Genomic DNA, 19272 nt, shown 5'->3' with positions numbered 1-19272 from the left:
GCAAAAGGGGTGGTGAACAGCAAACCATTTGTACCCGGCCACGGAGCCTGCAGGCACGGCCGGACGACCCGCGACGCGGCGCGCTGTCTCCGCCACCCCGACCGCCAATGTACGACCTCGGACCGGAACTCGACGACGCCACCGTCGACCCGGGGACGAACCTCCTGGTCGCCGGGCCGCCGCTCACCGGCAAGCGGCGCCTGGCGATGGAGCTGCTGGCGGCGGGGGCGGCCGCCGGCGAGGGAGCGGTGGCCGTCACCACCCGCGACTCCGCCGAGCGCGTGCTCTCCGAGTACCGGTCGCTGGTGGCCGACCCCGGGAGCGCCGCCGTCGGTGTCGTCGACTGCGTGACCCGGAATCAGGGGGGCTCGCCCACGGACTCCGAGTCCGTGACCTACGTCTCCTCCCCGACGGACATGACGGGGATCGGGATCAGTTTCTCGGAGTTTCTCGAGGAGTTCTACGAGCGCGGGTACCGGCGCAACCGGGTCCTGCTCGACTCGCTGTCGACGCTTCTGATGTACACCGACCTCCAGACGGTCTTCCAGTTCATGCACGTGTTCACGAACCGGGTCGAGGACGCCGGCGCCCTGGGGCTCTACGTCGTCGACTCGACGGCCCACGACCCGGAGACGATGAACACGCTCACGCAGCTGTTCGACGGCGTCGTCGAGGTCGACGAGGACCGCGAGGTCAGCGTCAGGCTCCCCGACCCGGGCGCGAGCGCGGCAGGGGGGTGAGCACGCCGGGCGCGAGCGCCGCCGGAGGCAGTGTCCGCCGGGAGCCGAGACCCGCGTCCGACGGCAGGCTTTTGACCGGCGGCGGCCTCGCTCCCGGTATGCCAGCCGACTCCGACGAGGAACTCCGCGAGATACTCGCGCTCGACAGCGTCGCGGTCGTGGGCTGTTCGGCGACCCCCGGGAAGGACGCCCACGACATCCCCCGGTACCTGCTCGACCACGGCTACGACGTGGTCCCGGTCAACCCCTTCGCCGAGGAGGTGTTCGGCCGGACCGCATACGACTCGCTGTCCGAGGTCCCCGACGAGGTCGACATCGTCGACGTGTTCCGGCCCAGCGAGGAGGTCGACGGGATCGTCGACGAGGCCCTCGGCCGCGAGGACGCGGGTGTCATCTGGACGCAGCTGGGGATCAGAGACGACGAGGCCGCCGCCCGCGCGGAGGCGGCCGGCAAACGCGTCGTCCAGGACAGATGCATCAAAGTCGAACACGCCCGGCTGCTGTGAGCTACCCGCAGCCGACCGAGTCCGCGACCTCGAGGACCAGGCCGCGGCTCACGCCGGTGCCCGAAACCGTGTACCGGACCCCGTCACACGACCAGGAGACGAGTCTGCTGGTGGCGACCTGCCGGTAGACGCCCTCCTGCCCGCCGACGGTCACCCGCTCGCCGCCGTCGCCGGTGACGTTCCCGGCCGTGCCGTTGGTGGCGTTCGCCGCCACGCTCTTGCTGACGGTCAGCCGCGAGGTCGCGTTGGCGTACTGCAGCGATACCGACCGTCCCTCCCCGGCCGTCGACCGGGCGGTCTCGAGGTCGAACGACGGCGGCACGTCCGGGTCGGGGACCGACACCGAGGTGTTCTCCTCGAGCGCCCCGACGGAGTCGTACGCCTCGACCGCCACGCTCGGTCCCTCGGTCACGGTGACGTTCTCGGGCGGGTCGAACCGGAAGACGGAGTCCGAGAGCCCCGGCTCGAAGGTGACGTTCCGGTAGACGCTCGTCACCGTGACCCGCTCGCCGTCGAGCGTCCACTCCGTGTGGGTCCGCAGCGGGACGAACCACTCCGCGTCGACGTACATCCGCTGTGTGTAGCTCTCGAGGTTCGCGCCGCCGTCGGCCCCGGTCGTCAGCGTGAGGACGTACGTCTCCCGCCCGTCGACGGTGTCGGTGCCCTCGTACCGGACGCCGAAACTCGTTCGATTCACGCCCTCCGGCGCCGCCCCGGCGGCCGGACCCGCCGGAACGACCGGCAGGGGGACGAGCCGCGGCGAGGGCGGGGCCGTCTCGGATTCCCCGGCGGCCGCCCGGCTGACGTTCAGGCGGTTGAACAGCCGCTCGATGCGCTCGCCCTGGGTGTCGGTTGTCGACCTGATCCCGGAGACCTCCAGCCGCGTGGCCTCGCGGTCGGCGGGGTCGTACAGCCACATGACCGTCCCGTTGGAGACGACCACCGACCCGTTCCCGCCGACCGGCTCCGACCTGACCTCGCCGGTCCCGGGTCGCATACTAACGCGTCTGACCGTCCGGTCGGTCTCGTTGCCCCGGACCAGCGTCGTCTCGACGGTCGCGGTGAGTCCCTCGAGGGACTGGAGCCGCTCGGAGGCGTTGTGGCCGATGTGCTGGCCGGCTGTGGCGTCCGCGCCGCTGTCGGCGGGGGCGAGGGCGAGGACGCCGGCGGCCACCACGGCCACCGCGACGAGGGCCAGCGCTACGTGACGGGGGGAGGGAGCGTTGGAGGGCATCCGCACGAGTGTCAGGAGGCGGGCGTCAAAGTATAAGCGCTTCGGAACGTCCGGGGTGTTGCGGCCCTGTTCCGGCCGGCGACGCACCCGTCACAGACGGGTGGGGAGGGTCACTCGGCCGTTGCTTCGGTCGTCCCGGCTCCGTCGTCCCCACCGCCCGCGTCCGCCCCGTCCCCGTCTCCGCCCTCGTCTGCCGCGGTCTCCGGAAGGTCGGCGGCCGCGAGCGTTTCCTCGACGTCGACGCCCTGCCGTTCGGCGAGCGCCTCGACGAGCGCGCGCTGCTCGGCGAGTTCGCGCTCGATACCGTCGACCTGTCCGCTGGTCTTCTCGAGGTCCTCCTCGACCTTCCCGACCCGCTCGATCACCTCGTTCATCTTGCTGTAGAGCTGTTCGGCGGCGTCGATGACCTTCTGGAGTTTCTTTGCCGTCCCACCGAGTGCCATGGCCGGGGGTAGCGGGGCCGCCCACCTGTGTGTTGTGGTGGCCGAACCGAGTGACTCGACCGGCCGCGGCCATCGCCGCGACGCCTCAATCCGGGACCGAGAAGCGGAACGTCGTCCCCTCGCCGGGCTCGGATTCGACCCAGATGTCCCCGCCGTGGCGGTCGACGATCCGCCGGCAGATCGCCAGCCCCATGCCCGTCCCGTCGCTGTCGCGGTCGCGTTGCTCGAAGAGGTCGAAGACCGCATCCTGCTCGTCTTCGGGGATGCCCGGACCGTCGTCGTCAACGGAGAAGACGACGGCGTCGTCGCGTCGCTCGGCGCCGACGCGGACCGTCGTCCCGCCGTGCTCCAGGGCGTTCTCGACGAGATTCCGGAACACCTGTGCGAGCTGGTCGCGGTCGGCCTCGACGGTCGGGAGGTCGTCGACGGTCACCGTCGCGCCGTGCTCCTCGGCGAGCAGCTCCAGGTCCCGACGGACCTGCTCGGCGACGGTCGCGGCGTCGACCTCGGTGAACGCCTCGCCCTGCGAGCGGACCCGCGAGTAGTCCAGCAGCCCGTCGATCATGTCCTGCATCCGCTCGGCCCCGTCGACGGCGTACTCGATGTACTCGTCGGCCTCGTCGCCGAGTTCGTCCCCGTACTCGGTCGCGAGCAGGTCGACGTAACTGGAGATCATCCGCAGCGGCTCCTGGAGGTCGTGGGAGGCGACGTAGGCGAACTGCTGGAGGCGGTCGTTCGACCGCTCCAGTTGGTCGACGGCCGTCTCGAGTTCGCGCTGGGTCTCCTTCAGGTCGGTCACGTCGGTGTAGACGACATAGCCCCGGTCCGTGCCGTAGGGGACCACCCGGACCTGGAAGTACCGGCGGCCGTCGTCGGTCGGGGTGACGGTCTCGGTCTCGAGTTGTTCCCGGTCGGCCAGCGCCCGGCGTATCTCGTCGATGGTCGCCTCCTCGTGGGCGACGACCTCCGAGAGCCGGCTTCCGACCGCCTCCTCGCGCCGCAGGTTCGTGGCCTGGAGGAAGGCCCCGTTGGCGCGGTCGATGAGGAGTTCGTCCCCGCCGACCCGGCAGTCGACGACTTCGGCGGGCGCGTTCTCGAAGAGGGCCTCGAACCGGTCGCGCTCGCGCTCGACCGTGCGGCGCGCCTCGTCCAGGTTCGCGGTCGCGTACCCCACGACGGTCCCGGCGACCGCGCCCCCCAGCGAGGTCTGGAGGACGAGCAGGTACGGCTTCAACTCGCCCTGGACGAGCTGGAGGGCGACCACCCAGCCGACGATGCCGAAGATGCCGACGGCGCCGACGTACTGCCACCGCGTGACCCGCGAGACGTAGTCCGCGTCGTGGCGGCTGTAGGTCCAGTAGACGGCGAGAAACAGCACCCCACCCAGCGCGAGCGGGACGGCGTTCTCGACCAGTGTCGACCAGAGCGGTTTCCCCTCGACGGCCCAGTCCACGTAGATGTCGCGTGCGACCAGCCCCGACAGCAGCGCCGCCAGCCCGGCCCCGAGCCACGCGTAACCCCGCTTGCTCAGCCCCATCGTCTGTTAGTGTCCGAACCGACGGTTAACTCTGGTGGGATAGCTGTCCGGGGTCCGATGCAGGAGTCTGTTGCCGTCCGGACCGGCGCCGGAACGGCTGGTGGTGAGGTACCAGATCCGCCCCATCGGGTCCGTCCCCTGACCCGACACGAGGCCGTCGTGGCCCCCATCTCTCCCCCCACGAGTCGAAACGGGAGGAGGGGAAATAATGACATCTGCTGTCGAGACGACACGGCGTGACGGGCCGGCGCGGCGGCCGGGCGGGGACCCGCAGGCTCAGTACTCCGAAAGCGGCGTGGCGGCGTCGCGGACCTCGTCGAGGTGCGCTTCGGCCCACTCCCGGAGCGCGGGCCGGTCGCTCTCGACCATCACCTCCGGCTCGCCGCCGGTTCCGGCCCCCACCGTGACGGTCTCGTCCATCACGCCGACGAACACCGAGAACTCTTCCTCGACGACGTAGAAGTCGACGGCGTCGGCCTCGCGTGCGACGGCGTGGTCGGCGCTGAAGGCGTCGGTCCCCTCGGCGGCCTCGAGGGCTGTGGCCGGGAGGACCACTTCCACCTCGAGGTCCTCCCCGTTCCGGAGCCGCTCGGCGAGCTGTTCGACGCTCCGTTTCTCGACCCCCGGGGCGGTCTCCCGGATGTGACTCGCCTCCGCCCGGAGTTCGAGGGTCCGGTTGAGCAGGACGAAGGGGCTCCGCTCGCTCGCGAGCAGCAGGTCGGCCCCCTTGAGCAGCGACGGGTCGAGGTCGAGGGTTCGGGTGTCGACCCGCTCGAGGAGCGGGCGGTACTCCGCCGCGAGTTCCACGTCCCGGCGACAGTCGCGGTACGCCTCCGCGAGCGACGCACCGAACGCGCTCAACATGTACTCCCCCTCGACCTCCCGGATGTAGCCCCGTTCGGTCAGCGCGTCGAGCGCCCTGGTGACCGTCCGCCGGGAGGCGTCGAGCCGCCGTTCGAGGTCGTACCGGTCCAGCGGTTGGCTCTCGGCCAGCGCCACCAGCAGCTCCGTCCGGTTACCCGACCGTAACAGGAACTCGAGTTCGTCCTTGACGGCTGTCATACCGTGTCGTGTTCCCGACCCGTCATAAGTCGACCGGACCCGTCGTGGGCCGGCCGACGACGGGCGCGGGCTCGCCGACTGGGGGGGAGGGGGGAGGAAGATGAGGGTCGACGGCACCGCGCCCGGGGACAGCTACGACCAGGGGGGTTTTATCCCCAACGACACGGCGGCGCTTCCGTCCCCGGATGAGCCCCGCGGGCCAAAGACTGATACACGCGCCCTCCCTTCGGGGAAGCGATGCAGTCGGAGGCAGGAGAGCCCATCGAGATACTGCTCGCAGAGGACAACCCCGGCGACGTCCGGCTGACCGAGAAGGCCCTCGAGCGGGGGAAGATCGTCAACAACCTCCACGTCACGGAGAACGGCGTCGAGGCGATGCGGTTCCTCCGCCGCGAGGGTGAGTACGCCGGCGAACCCCAGCCCGACTTGGTCCTGCTCGACCTCAACATGCCCCGGAAGGACGGTCGGGAGGTGCTGGAGGAGATGCGCGGGGACCCGGAGCTACGGCGGATCCCGGTGGTCGTGCTCACGAGCTCCGAGGCCGAGGAGGACGTCGTCAAGTCCTACGAGCTCAGCGCCAACGCCTACCTCACGAAGCCGGTGGACTTCGAGGGCTTCGTCGACATCATCGAACGCATCGAGGAGTTCTGGTTTTCCGTCGTCAAGATGCCCCCGAAATGACGCCTCGTCCCGACCCCGACGACGCCGGTGACGGGACCGAGGAGGACGTGTTGCGGGTCCTCCTCGTCGAGGACAACCCCGGGGACGCGACGCTCGTCGAGCACCACCTCCGCCAGGGGTCGGTGTTCGACGTCGCCGACGAGGTCACGCTCACTCACGTCGAGACCGTCGAGGCAGCGACCGACCGGCTCGGGGACGGGGAATTCGACCTCGTGTTGCTCGACCTGGGCCTGCCGGGCTCGACAGGGATCGACACGCTCGACCGGCTGCCCGAGGCTGCCGAGGACCTCCCGGTGGTCGTCCTCACGGGGTTGGACGACCACGGGACTGCCGTCGAGGCGATCCAGCGGGGAGCACAGGACTACCTCCCGAAAGACGACCTCGACACCGACCGGCTGATGCGGTCGATACGGTACGCGGTCGAGCGACACAAGCAGGCGATGCGGTTGCGCCGCCAGAACCACCAGCTGGAACTGTTCAACAGCGTCCTGCGACACGACGTTCAAAACGGGATGGACGTCATCCACAAGCACGGGACCGTACTCTCCGAGCGCCTCTCGGGCGACGAACGCGACCACGCCGAGACGATCGTCTCCTGGAGCGACGACATGATCGACCTCACGCGGAAGGTCCAGGGAATGTTGAGCGCCGTCACCGACGACGCCCGCGACGGCTCCCGGGTCGACATCGCGGAGCCGCTCCGCGAACAGGTCGACCGGGTCGCCGCGATGGAGGGCGTGACCGTCGAGGCGTCGATCCCCGAGGGGGTGACCGTCGAGGCCGACCGGATGCTCTCGGCGGTGTTCGGCAACGTCCTGACCAACGCCGTCGAGCACAACGACAGCGACGACCCCGAGGTGACCGTCGACGTCGTCGAACGGGACGGGACGGTCCACGTCCGGGTCGCCGACAACGGCCCGGGGATCCCTGCGGGGCTGCGGGAGTCGGTCTTCGGCCGCGGCGTCCAGGCCGACCCCGACGGCGGCGGGTTCGGGCTCTACTTCGTCGCGACGATGGTCGAGGGGTACGGCGGCGAGGTGACCGTCGAGGACAACGACCCCCGCGGGACAGTCTTCGACATCGCCCTCCCGGCGGCCCAGGAGGCCTGGAGCCGCACGTCCTGAGGCTGGTGGCCGTCCCTCCGGGGTGAACGGCGTGGCGGACCCGCTCGCGCCCTCCGGGACGGTCCGGGACCGTCCGGCTTAAGAGCCGGCCGGCCGGAGTCGGGCACATGGACCACCGCCGCGCCGCGCCGCTGGTCGGGATCGCCGGCTGTCTGGCCGTCCTCGCGGCGCTCGTCTACCCCTACCTGGCGGCCGACGCTGTCGGGACCTACTACGGGACCGGTGTGGTGAACCCGCTGGTGGGTGCCGTCCTCGCGCTCGTGGCCGTCATCGTCTTCGCCGCCGGTCGCGAGGAGCGCTCCGACCCGCAGTTCGCGGCCGGCGCGGCGCTCGTGTTCGCCGTCTTCGCCTTCCTTATCCTCCTCGGGTGGGCGCTGACCGTCCGCGTCGACGCGGTCGAACTGCCGGACGCACACCGGTGGGTTACCGCCGCGCTCGCGCTGGTCGCGCCGCTGGCGGCCCTGTGGTACGCCCGGGCGCTCTCGCTTCTCTGAGGCCGTACCCGAAAGGCCCTTATGCGGACCCGCGGTAGTCACAGATGGACTAGGTCGGGCGGTTAGGCCCCGCTCACACTCCCACACGTGGCCTCAAGTGGGGACCGAACACCGGACGCGTCCGGTCAGACGGACGCGGGCCCCGCAAGCCAACGTCGAAGCCTCGTCCTGCGGGGACGGCGGTCCGTACGGCTGTGCCTGCAGGGGCGCAGGCGTGCGGTTAACCGGGGGCACCCCGCCAGGCGCGGAAGCGAGCAGCGGACCCCCGGACAGCCCTCGCTCGCAGGGCCGCGGGGTGGAGGAGGCGCGCGGGACTACCCGCGCCCGAACGCCGGGCAACCCCGGCTGTCCGTTTCCATACCTGATAGAGGCCTGTCCGTACACTTCGCTCACCTGGTCGTCTCCCGGCCCGTGAGGGGTGGTCTCCGCTTGGTTACGGCGTACCCGCCCGGGCCGCAAACGCTTTGTCACCGACTACGAGAGTTTCACGCTACCATGACACACGCCAACATATGTCGAATCTGTAACGGCCGGTTCCGTGAGGAGGAGTTCGTGGCGTGTGAGTCCTGCGGGCAGCAGTACCACGAGTCCTGTCTGGAGTACCACACCTCCTACGAGTGCAAGGACTGCGCCGAGGATCTTGCGGTCGGCGCCGTCGAGTTCTGAGCGGGGGTCGGCCCGCCGCCACAGGCTCCGGTCAGTCGTCGGCGGGCTCCAGGACCGCGTTCTCGATGGCGAGGTCGCCGCCGATGGTGCGGTTCGGGTAGGGGATGTCGATCCCCTCCTCGTCGAAGCGCTCCTTGACGGCGGTGACGTACTCGCCGCGGGTCTTCACGAAGTCCGCCCGCGAGGGGTTGTCGATCCAGATGCGGGACTGCAGCCCGACCGAGGAGTCGCCGAGTTCGGTGAGCCGGACCGAGGGGGCGGGGTCGTCGAGGATCTCCTCGTGCTTTTCGGCCTCCTCGATGATGATCTCCGTCGCACGGTCGATGTCGTCGTCGTAGCCGATGCCGAAGAGGAATTTCAGCCGGAGCTGCTCTTTCGCGACCGGATTCTTGATGACGCCGCCGGTGAGCTGGGAGTTGGGGACGGTCAGCAGTTCGTTGTCGAAGGTGCGGACCCGGGTCACGCGCAGGGAGATGTCCTCCACCACGCCGGAGTTGCCGTCCCACTCGATCCAGTCGCCGATCCGGAACGGCTTGTCGGTGTAGATGAACACGCCGGCGACGAAGTTGGCGATGACGTCCTGCATGGCGAAGCCGATGGCGAGCGTGGCGGCGGCGGCGACCGTCGCGAGCGCGCCCAGGAAGCTCCCGTAGCCGGCAAGCCCGAAGGCGATGGCGATGGCCGCGAAGACGATGACGACCCGGGTCAGCTTCTGCAGGGGGCGCTTGGCGTGGTCGTCGAGCCCGCGGCGGTCGAGCACGCGGCCGACGAGCCGGCCGACCACCGCCCGCCCGACGATGTAGAGGACGAGAAAGGCGAGGACGAAGGTGATCGCCGACCCGACCGGCTGGGCGTAGGGGACCCCAGCGTCCTGGAGGATGTCCGAGAAGACGGCCGACTGCAGCGGGATCATCGCTCGAACACCGCCGTGTGGCCCCGGACGTCGACGACCTCGGCACCGGCGTGCTCGGCCAGGTCGGCGGCCAGCTCCTCGGTCTCGGTCCCGCCCCGCGCCGCCCTGAGGAACTTCGCCTTGACGAACCGCTCGTGTTCGAGCTGGCTGGCCAGCTCGTCGGCGACCGCCTCCACGCCCCGCTTGCCGACCCGCACCGTCGCGTCGAGTTCGTGGACCGCCCGACTGCGCTCCGTGGTCATGTCTACCCGGAACACAGCCACGCGGGAGTTAAAAGTGATCCCACCTGTTCCCGCCCGGCACGCGGGCCGCTCCCCGGCGGAACCGCTTCACCCGCCCTCGCGGTAGGGGTAGCGGGCGTGCTCGCCGCAGTCGCAGGTGACGACGACGTGGCCGTCCTGCAGGCGGACCCGGGCGTTGTGCCCGGGGCGGAGGTAGGCGTCACACCGGTCGCAGGTGAAGCGGAGAAACTGCCGGGGCAGCGACAGACGGTTGCGCTCGGCGACCCGCCGGGCGCGGCGGACGTACCGGCGCGCCCGCTCGTCGTGGCCCTCGCTCGCGGCCTCCCGGGCCAGTTCGTGCAGCATCTCGATCCGCTCTGCCGCGATACTCACACGCTCCCTTCACCGCCCGAGGGCGTATGCGTTGTGCTCTCCCGCCACCCGAGCGTGGCTTCGACCACCTCGCGCCGACCCCCGGCGGTTCGGGGACTCTCCGCCGGAGGCTCGCGGTTCCGGTACCGTTTTGCCCCCGCCTCGCTTCGCCTCGCCCGTGCGGGTGTTACACTATCTGGAGCTGGCCGCGCAGCTGGACCGCAGCGGGATCGGCACCTCCGTCGACCACCAGCGGCGGGCGCTCGCGGACGCCGGCGTCGATTTCTTCACCTCGCCCTGGCAGGGCGCGAGTCCGACCCGCGCGCTGGCCAGTCTCGCCGGCGGGGCCGCCCCGCTACGGGAGTACGACCTGTTGCACTGCAACATGATGGGGCCGGCCAGCGCCGCCCTGGTCGCACACGCCCGCCGGCACGACCGGCCCGTCGTCCTCCACACCCACGTCACCAGCGAGGACTTCCGAGGGAGCTTCCGGGGGTCACACGCCGTCGCGCCCGCGCTGCGACGCTATCTGCGCTGGTACTACTCGCAGGCGGACCTGGTGCTGTGTCCGAGCCAGTACACCAAGCGCACCCTCCGGGACTACCCCGTCGACGCCCCCATTCAGCCGCTGAGCAACGGGGTCGACACCGGGGCGCTCGCGGGCCACGAGAGCCTCCGGGAGGCGTACCGCGACCGCTTCGACCTCTCGGGGATGGTGGTGTTCGCGGTCGGCAACGTCTTCGAGCGCAAGGGGCTGAGCACCTTCTGCCGGCTGGCCGAGGAGACCGACTACGACTTCGCGTGGTTCGGCCCCTACGACGACGGGCCCCAGGCCTCCCGGACAGTCAGAACGTGGACCCGCGACCCGCCCGAGAACGTCACCTTCACCGGCTGGGTCGACGACATCCGCGGGGCGTACGGTGCCGGCGACGTCTACCTCTTTCCCACGAAGGCAGAGAACCAGGGGATCGCCGTCCTGGAGGCGATGGCCTGCGGGAAGGCGGTCGTCCTCTCCGATATCCCGGTGTTCCGGGAGTTCTACGAGGACGGCCACGACTGCCTGCTGTGCTCGACGCGGGCCGAGTATCGCGAGGCGCTGGACCGGCTGGCCGCCGACCCGGGCCTGCGCGAACGCCTCGGCGCGAACGCCCGCGAGACCGCCCGCGAGCACGGCCTCGAACGGGTCGGCGAGGGGCTGGTCGAGGCCTACGAGGCGACGCTCGCCGGCGAGCCCGGGCGGGTCGTGGAGTGACCCGGAAGCCTCCGGTCACACCAGCCGACCGGCGTCGCTCTCCCCTCGGGCAGTCCCCGATGTGCTGCCCGGCGTAGCTGTGGCCGTCTGCCTGCCGGTATCTTCAAGACGGTTGCTGTGGTGTGACACACACGAGAGATGGAGAGCCGTCTCAACTACAGCGGCGTCGTCGTCGCCGGGCTCGCGTTCTTCCTCACGCGGTTCACGGTCACGCTCGCGCTCGAGGACACGGTGCAGTTCTACCTCGCAGGCGTCGTCCCGCTCGCAGCCGGGCTCGGACTGGCCGCGTTCGGGGTGGCACTGACCGTTGCCGACGTGGACCCGGCGATGGTCCGGACGACGGCCGTCTGGTGTGTCGTCGGCTTCGGGACGATGCTCGCGCTGGTCGTGCTCACGCTTCTCGGGTCGTCTCCCGGGGGGGCGGTCGACCCGTCGACGGTCCGGTCCCAGACATACCTCTCCAACTTCCTCATCGGCGGGAGCGTCGGCGGCACGCTCACTGGCCTGTACGCGTCGCGCAACCGCCGACAGCGAGGCGAACTCAGACAGCAGGCGAACCGCCTCGTGACGCTCAACCGGCTGCTCCGTCACGAGATACTCAACGCCGTGACGGCGATCCGCGGCTACGCCAGCATCGGGTCGAGCGAGACCGAGGACGGGATGACGGTGATCGACGAGCGCGCAGAGCACATCCAGGAGACCATCGAGGAGGTGAAATACCTCACCGAGCGGACCGGGGCTGACGGCTCGTCCGGCGCGCCGCGTGACCTCGGCGAGGCCCTCCGCGAGAGCGTCGAGACGGTCACCGAGAGGCATCCGAACGCGACTGTCTCCGTCGAGTCGCCCTCCGAGACCCTCCGCGTGCGCGCGAACGACCGGCTCCCGGTCGTCTTCACCCAGCTGCTGGAGAACGCTATCGTCCACGGAACCGACGACACGCCGACGCTCGACGTCGACGCGACCCCGACGACAGTCCGCGTCAGTATCGCGGACGAGGGGCCGGGTCTCCCCGAGAGCCAGCAGTCGCTCCTGGAGAGCGGCGACATCGCGGAGTTCGACGACCCCCGGGTCGGCTTCGGGTTGAACATCGTCCGGCTGCTGGTCGAGAGCTACGGCGGGACGATCGAAACCGATGTCAGCGGCCGCGGAACGACGGTCACCGTGCGGTTGCCGCGGGTGACGACAGACGGGGCTCGCGAGCCCAACCGGGTGGACCTGACCGGCGTGCGCCCCGCCGCTCCGCACCTCGCCGTGACGTGTCTCGCGGCCATCGCTGCCGGCGTCCCCTACGGGCTCGTCTCGGAGTCCCTGGGCGGGTCCATCGCCGGCATCGGGGTCTTCTACGGGACCGTCGACCCCGTCGTCGGGTGGCTCACCCACGAGTTCCACAGCGTCGTCTTCGGGTTCATGTACGTCGGCCTCCTCTCGCTCGCGCTCGGGCGGTTCCGGAACACCGCCTGGGTCTACGTTCTCACCGGCCTCGCCTGGGGGGCCGCCGTTTGGGTGGTCGCCGCCGGGTTCGTCGCCCCGGTCTGGCTACAGCTGGTCGGGACCCCGGCGCCGGTGCCGAACCTCTCCGGGCGACTGCTGGTCAGCCACCTCGTCTGGGGTGTCTCGCTGGCGGCGCTCACGGTCCTCGGGTACAGGCACGTCATCCCGCGACTTGCGGGGCTCGGCCAGCGGCTTCCGGTCGTCTGAGTGCCCGTCGCGCGGCCCACCGTCTGACCTGCCCGGACTCCGGCGAATAACAACTACTTAGTCCCTCCACCGACGATTCCGCGCCGATGACGCTCCCCCGGGTGGCTGCGTTCACCGACACGTACCTCCCGACGGTCAACGGGGTGACCTACACCGTCCGGACGTGGCGGGACCGCTGGGAACAGCGCGGCGGCCGGATGGACGTCGTCTTCCCGGAGAGCGACCACGACCCGGCGGCGGCCGAACACCCCGTGGGGAGCATCCCCTTCCCCTTCTACGACGGCTTCCGGGTGGGGCTGCCCAGCGTCCCCGACGCGGTCGAAAGCGCCGACGTCGTCCACGCGCATACGCCGTTCGGCGTCGGCCTGGGCGCGCTGCGGGCGGCCCGGGCGGGCGACCGGCCGCTTGTGGCCTCCTACCACACCCCCTGCGCGGAGTACGCGGAGTATCTCTCGGTCAACGGCCGGGTGAAGCGGACGGTCCGGCGGGCCGCGACCGGCTACGAGCGGTGGTTTCTCGGCCACGCCGACGTCGTCGTCGCGCCCAGCGAGCGCACGGCGGCCCACGTCGAGGATGTCGTCGCCGTCGACACCGAGGTGACGGTCGTCCCCAACGGGGTCGATACGGACGTGTTCGCGCCCGTCGAGAACCCCCGCGAGCGCTTCGACCTGCCCGACGGGCCGCTCGTGGGTTACACCGGACGCCACGGTCACGAGAAGCGGCTGGACGTGCTCGTCGAGGCGGTCGCACGGCTGGACCGGGAGGTGACGCTTGTCTTCGGTGGCGACGGGCCGGCCCGCGGTGACCTCGAGCGGCTGGTCGAGAAGCGCGGCCTCGACGCCCGCTTTCTGGGCTTTCTGGACCGCGAGGACCTCCCTGCCTTCTACGCCGCGCTCGACGTCTTCGGCTTCCCCAGCCCGGTCGAGACCCAGGGGCTGGTCGCGCTGGAGGCAAACGCCTGCGGGACGCCCGTGGCAGGGGTGGACGCCGGCGCGCTCGCGGACACCATCGAGGAGGGCGAGACCGGCTACAGAGCCCCGGCCGACGACCCGGAGGCGCTCGCGGCGGCCATCGAGCGCACCTTCGCCGAGCGCGACCGGCTCGGCGAGACCTGTCTCGCCCGCCGGGACTCCCTCAGCGTCGAGCACGCTGTCGACCGCCTGGCCGCCGTCTACGACCGACTCCGGGCCCAGTCTGTTCGACGCTGACGGGCCGTCCACGCTCGCTGCCGCCCGCCCGGACCGGCGCGTTCCGAGCAGGTGAGAACCACCGTGCAGTATATGAGGTCAGCCGCCAGAGTGTCAATCGGGGAGAAATACAATGCCAGTAACAGACCTCGCGAGGTCGGACGTCGTCACGGCCGACCTGGAGACGCCCGTCCCGGACCTGGCCGAGCGCATGGCCGACGAGAACGTGGGCAGCATCGTCATCACCGAGGGCGACGAGCCCGTGGGGATCGTCACCGACCGGGACCTCGCCGTCCGCGCACTGACCGACGCGGCCCCGACCGACCTGGTCGCCGAGAACGTGCTGTCCGAAGACCTGGTCACGGTGCCGGCCGATGCCGGGTTCTACGAGGCGACGGAGCTGATGAGCGAACACGGGGTCCGCCGGCTCCCGGTCACGGACGGCGGCGACCTCGTCGGCATCGTCACCGCCGACGACCTGCACGAACTACTCGCCGACGAACAGGAACAGTTCGCGGACGTCATCCGCGCGCAGCGGCCGGCCTACTGAGGCCGCCCGCGCGGCCCGTCACCGCTTCTGGAACGCCCGCACGTCATCGAGCGTCGGGACTCCGGCGCGTGCCCCCCGCTCGCGGACCGACAGCGACCCCGCGACGACCGCCGTCTCGACGGCCGCCCGCAGCGGGGCACCGGCCGCCAGCCGGGCCGCGAGGAAGCCGTTCAACACGTCGCCGGCACCGGTCGTGTCGACGACGTCGACCGCCGGCGGCGTCACCGCGAACCGCTCGCTGTCCTCGACCACGACCGACTCCCCGCCGCGCTTGCGGACCAGCACGCCGCCGAAGCCGTCGAGGTGAGGACGGAGCACCTCGTACTCGGTTTCGTTGGGGGTGAGGTAGTCGACCCCGCCCGCGCCGACGAGACCCTCGGCGCCCTCCGGGGGCGCCGGGTCGAGGACCACGACCGGCGGGTCGGACGCGGCAGCCAGCTCCTCGAGCAGGGACACGACCGGGGCGGCCGGAACTTCGTTTTGCAACAGCAGGCAGTCGGCCGACCGGATGGCTTCGATGTGGTCCTTGATGTAGGCCTCGTCGAGGGCATCGTTCGCTCCCGGCTGCACGACGATCCGGTTGTCGCCGCCGGGGTCGACGAACACGTCCGCCCGGCCCGTCGGTGTCGCCGCGACACCGACGCGGCTCGTGTCGACGCCCTCCTCTTGCAGGGCGGCGAGTACTCCGAACTCCTCGTGGTCCGTGCCGACCGTCCCCAGCATCGTCACGTCGGCTCCCGCCCGCGCCGCCGCGACGGCCTGGTTGGCCCCCTTGCCCCCGTGGCGGACCTCGTCGGCGTCGTCGAACGCCGGCGGGATGGTCGCTGTCCCCACCCGGACCGTCCGGCCGCGCTCCGGGAACCACTCGTACCTGTCGGCGAGAGCGGACAGCTCCGCGCCGGAGACGCGGTGGGTCCTGTCGACGTTGATGCTCCCGAGGCTGCAGACCGCGGGCGCCCCCGTCACGCCAGTGCGCTGCCCGCCCGGATGACCGTCTTCTCCCCGAAGGCGGGCCCGACCAGCTGCAGGCCCACCGGAAGCCCCTCGTCGGTCTCGCCGGCGGGCACAGAGATGGCGGGGAGGTTGGCGAGATTGACCGGGGTCGTGTTGGCGTCGGCCAGGTACATCTTCAGCGGGTCGTCCAGGCTCTCGCCGCGCTCGAAGGGCGGGACGGGCATCGTCGGCGAGGCGAGCACGTCGGCCTCGGACAGCGCCTCGTCGAAGTCCCGCTTCACCCAGGCGCGGGCGTCCTGGGCCTTCTTGTAGTACTTGTCCTGGTACCCCGCCGAGAGGGCGTACGTCCCAAGGAGGACCCGGCGTTTGACCTCCTCGCCAAAGCCCTCCTCGCGGACCCGGGCGAAGGTGTCGTTCCAGTCGCCCTCGTACCCCTCATCGGTCTCACTGGCTGGCAGCCCGTAGCGGACGCCGTCGAACCGGGCGAGATTGGAGGAGGCCTCGGACATCGCGATGACGTAGTAGGCCTCGACCGCGTGGGAAAGCGAGGGCAGGTCGACCTCGTGGTAGCTCGCGCCCCGACTCTCGAGGTCGTCGATGGCAGCCCAGAACTGCTCGGTGACGCCCTCGTCGGCCCCCTCCAGCAGTTCGGTGGGCACGCCGACCTCCATCCCGTCGACGTCGCCGTCGGCGGCGCCCGCGTAGTCGTAGGCGTCGTCGTCGCCGGTCTCCGCGCGGGCGTCCCGGGTGGTGGCGTCCCGGTCGTCCGGGCCGGCGATGACCTCGAGCAGTTCGGCGGCCTCCTCGACAGTGGGGGCGAGCGGGCCGATCTGCTCTAAGGAGTTGGCGTAGGCGACCAGCCCGTACCGCGAGACCAGCCCGTAGGTGGGCTTGATCCCGACGACGCCACAGAAGGCGGCGGGACACCGGACCGACCCGCCCGTATCGCTGCCCAGCGCGAGGTCGGCCTCGCCGGCGGCGACGGCCGCGGCCGACCCCCCGGAGGATCCCCCCGGAACGTGGCCCTCGGCGGCGGGGTTCTCGACGGGGCCGAAGGCGGAGGTCTCGGTCGTCGTCCCCATCCCGAACTCGTCCATGTTGGTCTTGCCGGGGATGGTCGCGCCGGCCTCCTTCAGCCGGCGGACGACCGTCGCGTCGTAGGGCGGGACGTACTCCGCGAGCATCGCCGACCCGCAGGTCGTGGGGACGCCCTCGGTGGAGATGTTGTCCTTGACGGCGACCGTCAGGCCGGCCAGCGGCCCGTCGTCGCTGCCCTCGATGGGCTCGGCGGTGATGTAGGCGTTGTGACTCATGCTCACGAGACCCGCGGGCCCTTGAAGAAGCCGTCCTCGGCGTCCGGGGCGTTTTCGAGGGCTTCGGCCTGGCTCAGCGACGCCTCGACCTCGTCGGCCCGCATCACGTTGGTGAGGTCGGGCTCGCTCTCGACCTCGGGCACCTCGTCCAGCGTCTCGAAGTACGCGAGGATGTCGGCGAACTGCTCGGCGAAGGCCTCCAGTTCGTCGTCTGCGAGGTCGACCCGCGCCAGGTCGGCGACGTGGGCGACCTCCTCGGGGTCGACGGCTGACTCGCTCATGGCTACCGCGAGGCCCGTCCCGTCACTAAGCGTTTCGATGCCGTTCACACCGGCGAACGCGGCCGTAATCCCTCCAAAGACTTTAAGTTGCCGAAAGCCCAACAGAAGGGTACGAGACGGCGTTTTCCGGGTGTTCTCACCCGCTTTGCCCACCATGACCGACACTACCACGAGGCGAGGTACACGCGAGCGCGAGCGCGACGAGCGCGAGGAGGAAGACACGCAAGACGAGGAGGAACTGGTCTGCCCGGAGTGTGGCGGAACGTTAGTCAGCGACGCGGAGCACGGGGAGACGGTCTGTGAGGAGTGTGGGCTGGTCGTCGAGGAAGACGAGATCGACCCCGGCCCGGAGTGGCGCGCCTTCGACTCCAAGGAGAAGGACAAGAAGTCCCGCGTCGGTGCGCCGACCACCCAGATGATGCACGACAAGGGGCTGTCCACGAACATCGGCTGGCAGGACAAGGACGCCTACGGTAACGCGCTCTCCAGCCGCCAGCGCGAAAAGATGCAGCGCCTGCGTACGTGGAACGAGCGCTTCCGTACCCGCGACAGCAAGGAGCGCAACCTCAAGCAGGCACTCGGCGAGATCGACCGGATGGCCTCCGCGCTCGGCCTCCCCGAAAACGTCCGCGAGACCGCCTCGGTCGTCTACCGCCGCGCGCTCGACGAGGACCTCCTGCCCGGTCGCTCCATCGAGGGCGTCTCCACGGCGGCGCTGTACGCGGCCGCCCGCCAGGCCGGCACCCCCCGCTCGCTCGACGAGATCGCGAGCGTCTCCCGCGTCGAGAAAGACGAGATCGCCCGCACCTACCGCTACGTCGTGCGGGAGCTGAACCTGGAGATCCAGCCCGCGGACCCGGAGAGCTACGTGCCCCGGTTCGCCTCGGACCTGGACCTTTCGGAGGAGTCCGAGCGCCGCGCCCGCCAGCTGCTCCAGAACGCCAAAGAACAGGGCGTCCACTCCGGCAAGTCACCGGTCGGGCTCGCGGCCGCCGCGGTGTATGCCGCCTCGCTTCTCACCAACGAGAAGGTCACCCAGAGCGAGGTCTCGGAGGTCGCCAACATCTCCGAGGTCACCATCCGCAACCGCTACCACGAACTGCTCGAGGCCGAGGAAGGCGTCCCCGGCGTCTGAGGACTCGGTCGGCCACTACACCTAAATGAGCCATCCGACTACCGGAGGGTATGTCGCTGTCCTCGAACAGGGTCGGGGAGTCGGTCGGTGACGTCGTCGCCGACGCGCTCGGTCGGTCGGAGGAGCTTCTCGTCGTCAACCCCTCGCGGGCGGCGATGGTGGCGCTCGTCGACCGGCTCTCGGCGACCGAGGAGCCGCCGCGCGTGCGCCTGTTCGCGGACCCGGAGACGCTGAAGGCGTTGCTCGCGGAGTTCGTCCCCGCGGCGACGCTCGCGGACCTGGTCGCCGACGGGGTCGTCGCGGTCCGGACCCTCCAGTCGGTCCCCCGAAACGCGCTGTTGCTCTCCCCGGAGTCGGTGGTCGCGCTGGTGCCGGGTCCCGAACTGGTCGCGGGTCTCGTCACGACCGACGAGGGCTTCGTCTCCGGGGCGTACGAGGACTTCGACAGACGGTGGGGGGCGGCCCCCGAGTACGACCTCGGGACGCCGCCGCTCTCGCGGGTCAGGGAGACGCTCCAGTCGGCGCTCGGTGAGGCGGTGGCGACCGACTTCGAGGCGCTGCTGCGGGCTGTCGATGGCGGGAGAGACGCCGACGCGGTCGCACTCTGCCTGCTCGCGGCGGCCCGTAACGAGCAGCTGCTGTACGACGTCAGCCGGTGGGGCGAGGAGGTGGGTCTGGCGAGCAAGGCGACGTTCTCGCGGACCAAGACGGCCCTCGAGGACGCCGGGCTGCTCGGGACGGAGAAGGTCCCAATCGACGTGGGCCGGCCCCGTCTCCGGCTGACGCTGCCGCCGGAACTGGCCGGTCAGTCGGTCGACGCACTGGCCCGCGAGGCCCGGGACCGTCTCTGAGACTCGGGCCGTCGCGTCCGCCGCCCGTATCTCTCTCACGCCTGACCCGCGGCGCTTT

22 protein-coding genes and 1 other RNA gene are annotated in these 19272 nt (G+C 70.7%); 13 read left to right on the top strand and 10 right to left on the bottom strand.

The window, feature by feature from the left end; all coding sequences use genetic code 11:
- Positions 1-107 precede the first annotated feature (107 nt).
- Together GN153_RS07835 and GN153_RS07830 are read left to right on the top strand one after the other, a co-directional pair.
- Positions 108-740 carry an RAD55 family ATPase gene (locus tag GN153_RS07835; protein ID WP_159901459.1) on the top strand — a complete coding sequence of 211 codons (633 nt, stop codon included), beginning with the start codon at positions 108-110 and terminating at the stop codon, positions 738-740.
- A gap of 98 nt (positions 741-838) precedes the next feature.
- Complete coding sequence (locus GN153_RS07830; RefSeq protein WP_159901457.1) at positions 839-1246, top strand: CoA-binding protein; 408 nt, start codon at positions 839-841, stop codon at positions 1244-1246.
- A 1-nt stretch (position 1247) separates the two neighbouring features.
- Here the strand turns inward: GN153_RS07830 and GN153_RS07825 are convergent, their stop codons facing one another.
- The 4 genes from GN153_RS07825 to GN153_RS07810 all read right to left on the bottom strand — a co-directional run bounded on the left by GN153_RS07825 (position 1248) and on the right by GN153_RS07810 (position 5522).
- Entirely contained in the window at positions 1248-2480 is a 1233-nt protein-coding gene (locus GN153_RS07825; protein ID WP_159901455.1) for a LolA family protein, read from the bottom strand.
- Positions 2481-2590: 110 nt separating this feature from the next.
- On the bottom strand, positions 2591-2923 hold the full coding sequence (locus tag GN153_RS07820) for a DUF5798 family protein (protein ID WP_159901453.1): 333 nt from the start codon (positions 2921-2923) through the stop codon (positions 2591-2593).
- A gap of 85 nt (positions 2924-3008) precedes the next feature.
- Positions 3009-4460 (bottom strand): sensor histidine kinase, encoded by a 1452-nt coding sequence (locus GN153_RS07815; RefSeq protein ID WP_159901451.1) that lies wholly within the window; start codon positions 4458-4460, stop codon positions 3009-3011.
- A 276-nt stretch (positions 4461-4736) separates the two neighbouring features.
- Positions 4737-5522 carry a helix-turn-helix transcriptional regulator gene (locus GN153_RS07810; RefSeq protein ID WP_159901449.1) on the bottom strand — a complete coding sequence of 262 codons (786 nt, stop codon included), beginning with the start codon at positions 5520-5522 and terminating at the stop codon, positions 4737-4739.
- 237 nt (positions 5523-5759) lie between these two features.
- On the opposite strand from GN153_RS07810, the gene GN153_RS07805 reads away from it, so the two are divergent.
- From GN153_RS07805 to GN153_RS17480, 5 genes are all read left to right on the top strand, one after another.
- On the top strand, positions 5760-6203 hold the full coding sequence (locus GN153_RS07805) for a response regulator (RefSeq protein WP_159901447.1): 444 nt from the start codon (positions 5760-5762) through the stop codon (positions 6201-6203).
- The gene (locus tag GN153_RS07800; RefSeq protein WP_159901445.1) at positions 6200-7327 is read left to right on the top strand and encodes a hybrid sensor histidine kinase/response regulator; all 1128 of its coding nucleotides are present in this window, start codon (positions 6200-6202) and stop codon (positions 7325-7327) included. The genes GN153_RS07805 and GN153_RS07800 overlap by 4 nt, the downstream gene beginning before the upstream one ends.
- 107 nt (positions 7328-7434) lie before the next feature.
- The gene (locus GN153_RS07795) at positions 7435-7821 is read left to right on the top strand and encodes a DUF7548 family protein (protein WP_159901443.1); all 387 of its coding nucleotides are present in this window, start codon (positions 7435-7437) and stop codon (positions 7819-7821) included.
- 42 nt (positions 7822-7863) lie between these two features.
- An RNA gene (gene ffs / locus GN153_RS07790) (signal recognition particle sRNA) lies at positions 7864-8176 on the top strand.
- Positions 8177-8316: 140 nt separating this feature from the next.
- Complete coding sequence (locus GN153_RS17480; RefSeq protein WP_201287822.1) at positions 8317-8487, top strand: hypothetical protein; 171 nt, start codon at positions 8317-8319, stop codon at positions 8485-8487.
- Positions 8488-8518: 31 nt separating this feature from the next.
- On the opposite strand, the gene GN153_RS07785 is transcribed toward GN153_RS17480, so the two are convergent.
- The 3 genes from GN153_RS07785 to GN153_RS07775 form a co-directional block, all read right to left on the bottom strand.
- Entirely contained in the window at positions 8519-9400 is an 882-nt protein-coding gene (locus tag GN153_RS07785; RefSeq protein ID WP_159901441.1) for a mechanosensitive ion channel family protein, read from the bottom strand.
- Positions 9397-9642 (bottom strand): YhbY family RNA-binding protein, encoded by a 246-nt coding sequence (locus GN153_RS07780; RefSeq protein WP_159901439.1) that lies wholly within the window; start codon positions 9640-9642, stop codon positions 9397-9399. The genes GN153_RS07785 and GN153_RS07780 overlap by 4 nt, the downstream gene beginning before the upstream one ends.
- 87 nt (positions 9643-9729) lie before the next feature.
- Positions 9730-10014 carry a ribonuclease P protein component 4 gene (locus GN153_RS07775; RefSeq protein ID WP_159901437.1) on the bottom strand — a complete coding sequence of 95 codons (285 nt, stop codon included), beginning with the start codon at positions 10012-10014 and terminating at the stop codon, positions 9730-9732.
- A gap of 157 nt (positions 10015-10171) precedes the next feature.
- On the opposite strand from GN153_RS07775, the gene GN153_RS07770 reads away from it, so the two are divergent.
- The 4 genes from GN153_RS07770 (at position 10172) to GN153_RS07755 (ending at position 14680) form a co-directional block, all read left to right on the top strand.
- On the top strand, positions 10172-11245 hold the full coding sequence (locus GN153_RS07770; RefSeq protein WP_159901435.1) for a glycosyltransferase family 4 protein: 1074 nt from the start codon (positions 10172-10174) through the stop codon (positions 11243-11245).
- A 138-nt stretch (positions 11246-11383) separates the two neighbouring features.
- Positions 11384-12943: an ATP-binding protein gene (locus tag GN153_RS07765; RefSeq protein ID WP_159901433.1), complete on the top strand. Its 1560-nt coding sequence runs from the start codon at positions 11384-11386 to the stop codon at positions 12941-12943.
- A gap of 86 nt (positions 12944-13029) precedes the next feature.
- A complete protein-coding gene (locus GN153_RS07760) occupies positions 13030-14151 on the top strand; it encodes a glycosyltransferase (RefSeq protein ID WP_159901431.1) in 1122 nt (373 codons plus the stop codon).
- 112 nt (positions 14152-14263) lie between these two features.
- Entirely contained in the window at positions 14264-14680 is a 417-nt protein-coding gene (locus GN153_RS07755) for a CBS domain-containing protein (protein WP_159901429.1), read from the top strand.
- A gap of 18 nt (positions 14681-14698) precedes the next feature.
- Here GN153_RS07755 and GN153_RS07750 read toward each other — a convergent pair whose 3' ends face one another.
- From GN153_RS07750 to gatC, 3 genes are read right to left on the bottom strand one after another with little or no spacing between them, the layout of a single operon-like run.
- Positions 14699-15646, bottom strand: coding sequence for a PfkB family carbohydrate kinase (locus tag GN153_RS07750; protein WP_159901427.1), 948 nt, complete (start codon positions 15644-15646; stop codon positions 14699-14701).
- Positions 15643-16947: an Asp-tRNA(Asn)/Glu-tRNA(Gln) amidotransferase subunit GatA gene (gatA, locus tag GN153_RS07745; protein WP_159901425.1), complete on the bottom strand. Its 1305-nt coding sequence runs from the start codon at positions 16945-16947 to the stop codon at positions 15643-15645. The genes GN153_RS07750 and gatA overlap by 4 nt, the downstream gene beginning before the upstream one ends.
- A gap of 2 nt (positions 16948-16949) precedes the next feature.
- Positions 16950-17228, bottom strand: coding sequence for an Asp-tRNA(Asn)/Glu-tRNA(Gln) amidotransferase subunit GatC (gatC, locus tag GN153_RS07740; RefSeq protein WP_159901423.1), 279 nt, complete (start codon positions 17226-17228; stop codon positions 16950-16952).
- Between the two features lie 154 nt (positions 17229-17382).
- Here gatC and GN153_RS07735 point away from each other — a divergent pair, with 154 nt between their 5' ends.
- Together GN153_RS07735 and tbsP are read left to right on the top strand one after the other, a co-directional pair.
- Positions 17383-18363, top strand: coding sequence for a transcription initiation factor IIB (locus GN153_RS07735; protein WP_159901421.1), 981 nt, complete (start codon positions 17383-17385; stop codon positions 18361-18363).
- 50 nt (positions 18364-18413) lie between these two features.
- Positions 18414-19214, top strand: a complete 801-nt coding sequence (tbsP, locus tag GN153_RS07730; protein ID WP_159901419.1) for a transcriptional regulator TbsP — start codon at positions 18414-18416, stop codon at positions 19212-19214.
- Positions 19215-19272: the final 58 nt, after the last annotated feature.

This window comes from Salinirussus salinus, assembly GCF_009831455.1.
GTDB classification, from domain to species: Archaea; Halobacteriota; Halobacteria; order Halobacteriales; family Haloarculaceae; genus Salinirussus; species Salinirussus salinus.
Note: the sequence above shows the minus strand (reverse complement) of the source record. Positions and strands in the feature narration are given on the sequence as shown.

What these genes read in the sequence shown, in the direction of transcription:
- GN153_RS07835 (WP_159901459.1), top strand. Translation starts at nt 108, where the DNA reads ATGTACGACCTCGGACCGGAACTCGACGACGCCACCGTCGACCCGGGG.
- GN153_RS07830 (WP_159901457.1), top strand. Translation starts at nt 839, where the DNA reads ATGCCAGCCGACTCCGACGAGGAACTCCGCGAGATACTCGCGCTCGAC.
- GN153_RS07825 (WP_159901455.1), bottom strand. Translation starts at nt 2,480, where the DNA reads ATGCCCTCCAACGCTCCCTCCCCCCGTCACGTAGCGCTGGCCCTCGTC.
- GN153_RS07820 (WP_159901453.1), bottom strand. Translation starts at nt 2,923, where the DNA reads ATGGCACTCGGTGGGACGGCAAAGAAACTCCAGAAGGTCATCGACGCC.
- GN153_RS07815 (WP_159901451.1), bottom strand. Translation starts at nt 4,460, where the DNA reads ATGGGGCTGAGCAAGCGGGGTTACGCGTGGCTCGGGGCCGGGCTGGCG.
- GN153_RS07810 (WP_159901449.1), bottom strand. Translation starts at nt 5,522, where the DNA reads ATGACAGCCGTCAAGGACGAACTCGAGTTCCTGTTACGGTCGGGTAAC.
- GN153_RS07805 (WP_159901447.1), top strand. Translation starts at nt 5,760, where the DNA reads ATGCAGTCGGAGGCAGGAGAGCCCATCGAGATACTGCTCGCAGAGGAC.
- GN153_RS07800 (WP_159901445.1), top strand. Translation starts at nt 6,200, where the DNA reads ATGACGCCTCGTCCCGACCCCGACGACGCCGGTGACGGGACCGAGGAG.
- GN153_RS07795 (WP_159901443.1), top strand. Translation starts at nt 7,435, where the DNA reads ATGGACCACCGCCGCGCCGCGCCGCTGGTCGGGATCGCCGGCTGTCTG.
- GN153_RS17480 (WP_201287822.1), top strand. Translation starts at nt 8,317, where the DNA reads ATGACACACGCCAACATATGTCGAATCTGTAACGGCCGGTTCCGTGAG.
- GN153_RS07785 (WP_159901441.1), bottom strand. Translation starts at nt 9,400, where the DNA reads ATGATCCCGCTGCAGTCGGCCGTCTTCTCGGACATCCTCCAGGACGCT.
- GN153_RS07780 (WP_159901439.1), bottom strand. Translation starts at nt 9,642, where the DNA reads ATGACCACGGAGCGCAGTCGGGCGGTCCACGAACTCGACGCGACGGTG.
- GN153_RS07765 (WP_159901433.1), top strand. Translation starts at nt 11,384, where the DNA reads ATGGAGAGCCGTCTCAACTACAGCGGCGTCGTCGTCGCCGGGCTCGCG.
- GN153_RS07760 (WP_159901431.1), top strand. Translation starts at nt 13,030, where the DNA reads ATGACGCTCCCCCGGGTGGCTGCGTTCACCGACACGTACCTCCCGACG.
- GN153_RS07755 (WP_159901429.1), top strand. Translation starts at nt 14,264, where the DNA reads ATGCCAGTAACAGACCTCGCGAGGTCGGACGTCGTCACGGCCGACCTG.
- gatA (WP_159901425.1), bottom strand. Translation starts at nt 16,947, where the DNA reads ATGAGTCACAACGCCTACATCACCGCCGAGCCCATCGAGGGCAGCGAC.
- gatC (WP_159901423.1), bottom strand. Translation starts at nt 17,228, where the DNA reads ATGAGCGAGTCAGCCGTCGACCCCGAGGAGGTCGCCCACGTCGCCGAC.
- GN153_RS07735 (WP_159901421.1), top strand. Translation starts at nt 17,383, where the DNA reads ATGACCGACACTACCACGAGGCGAGGTACACGCGAGCGCGAGCGCGAC.
- tbsP (WP_159901419.1), top strand. Translation starts at nt 18,414, where the DNA reads ATGTCGCTGTCCTCGAACAGGGTCGGGGAGTCGGTCGGTGACGTCGTC.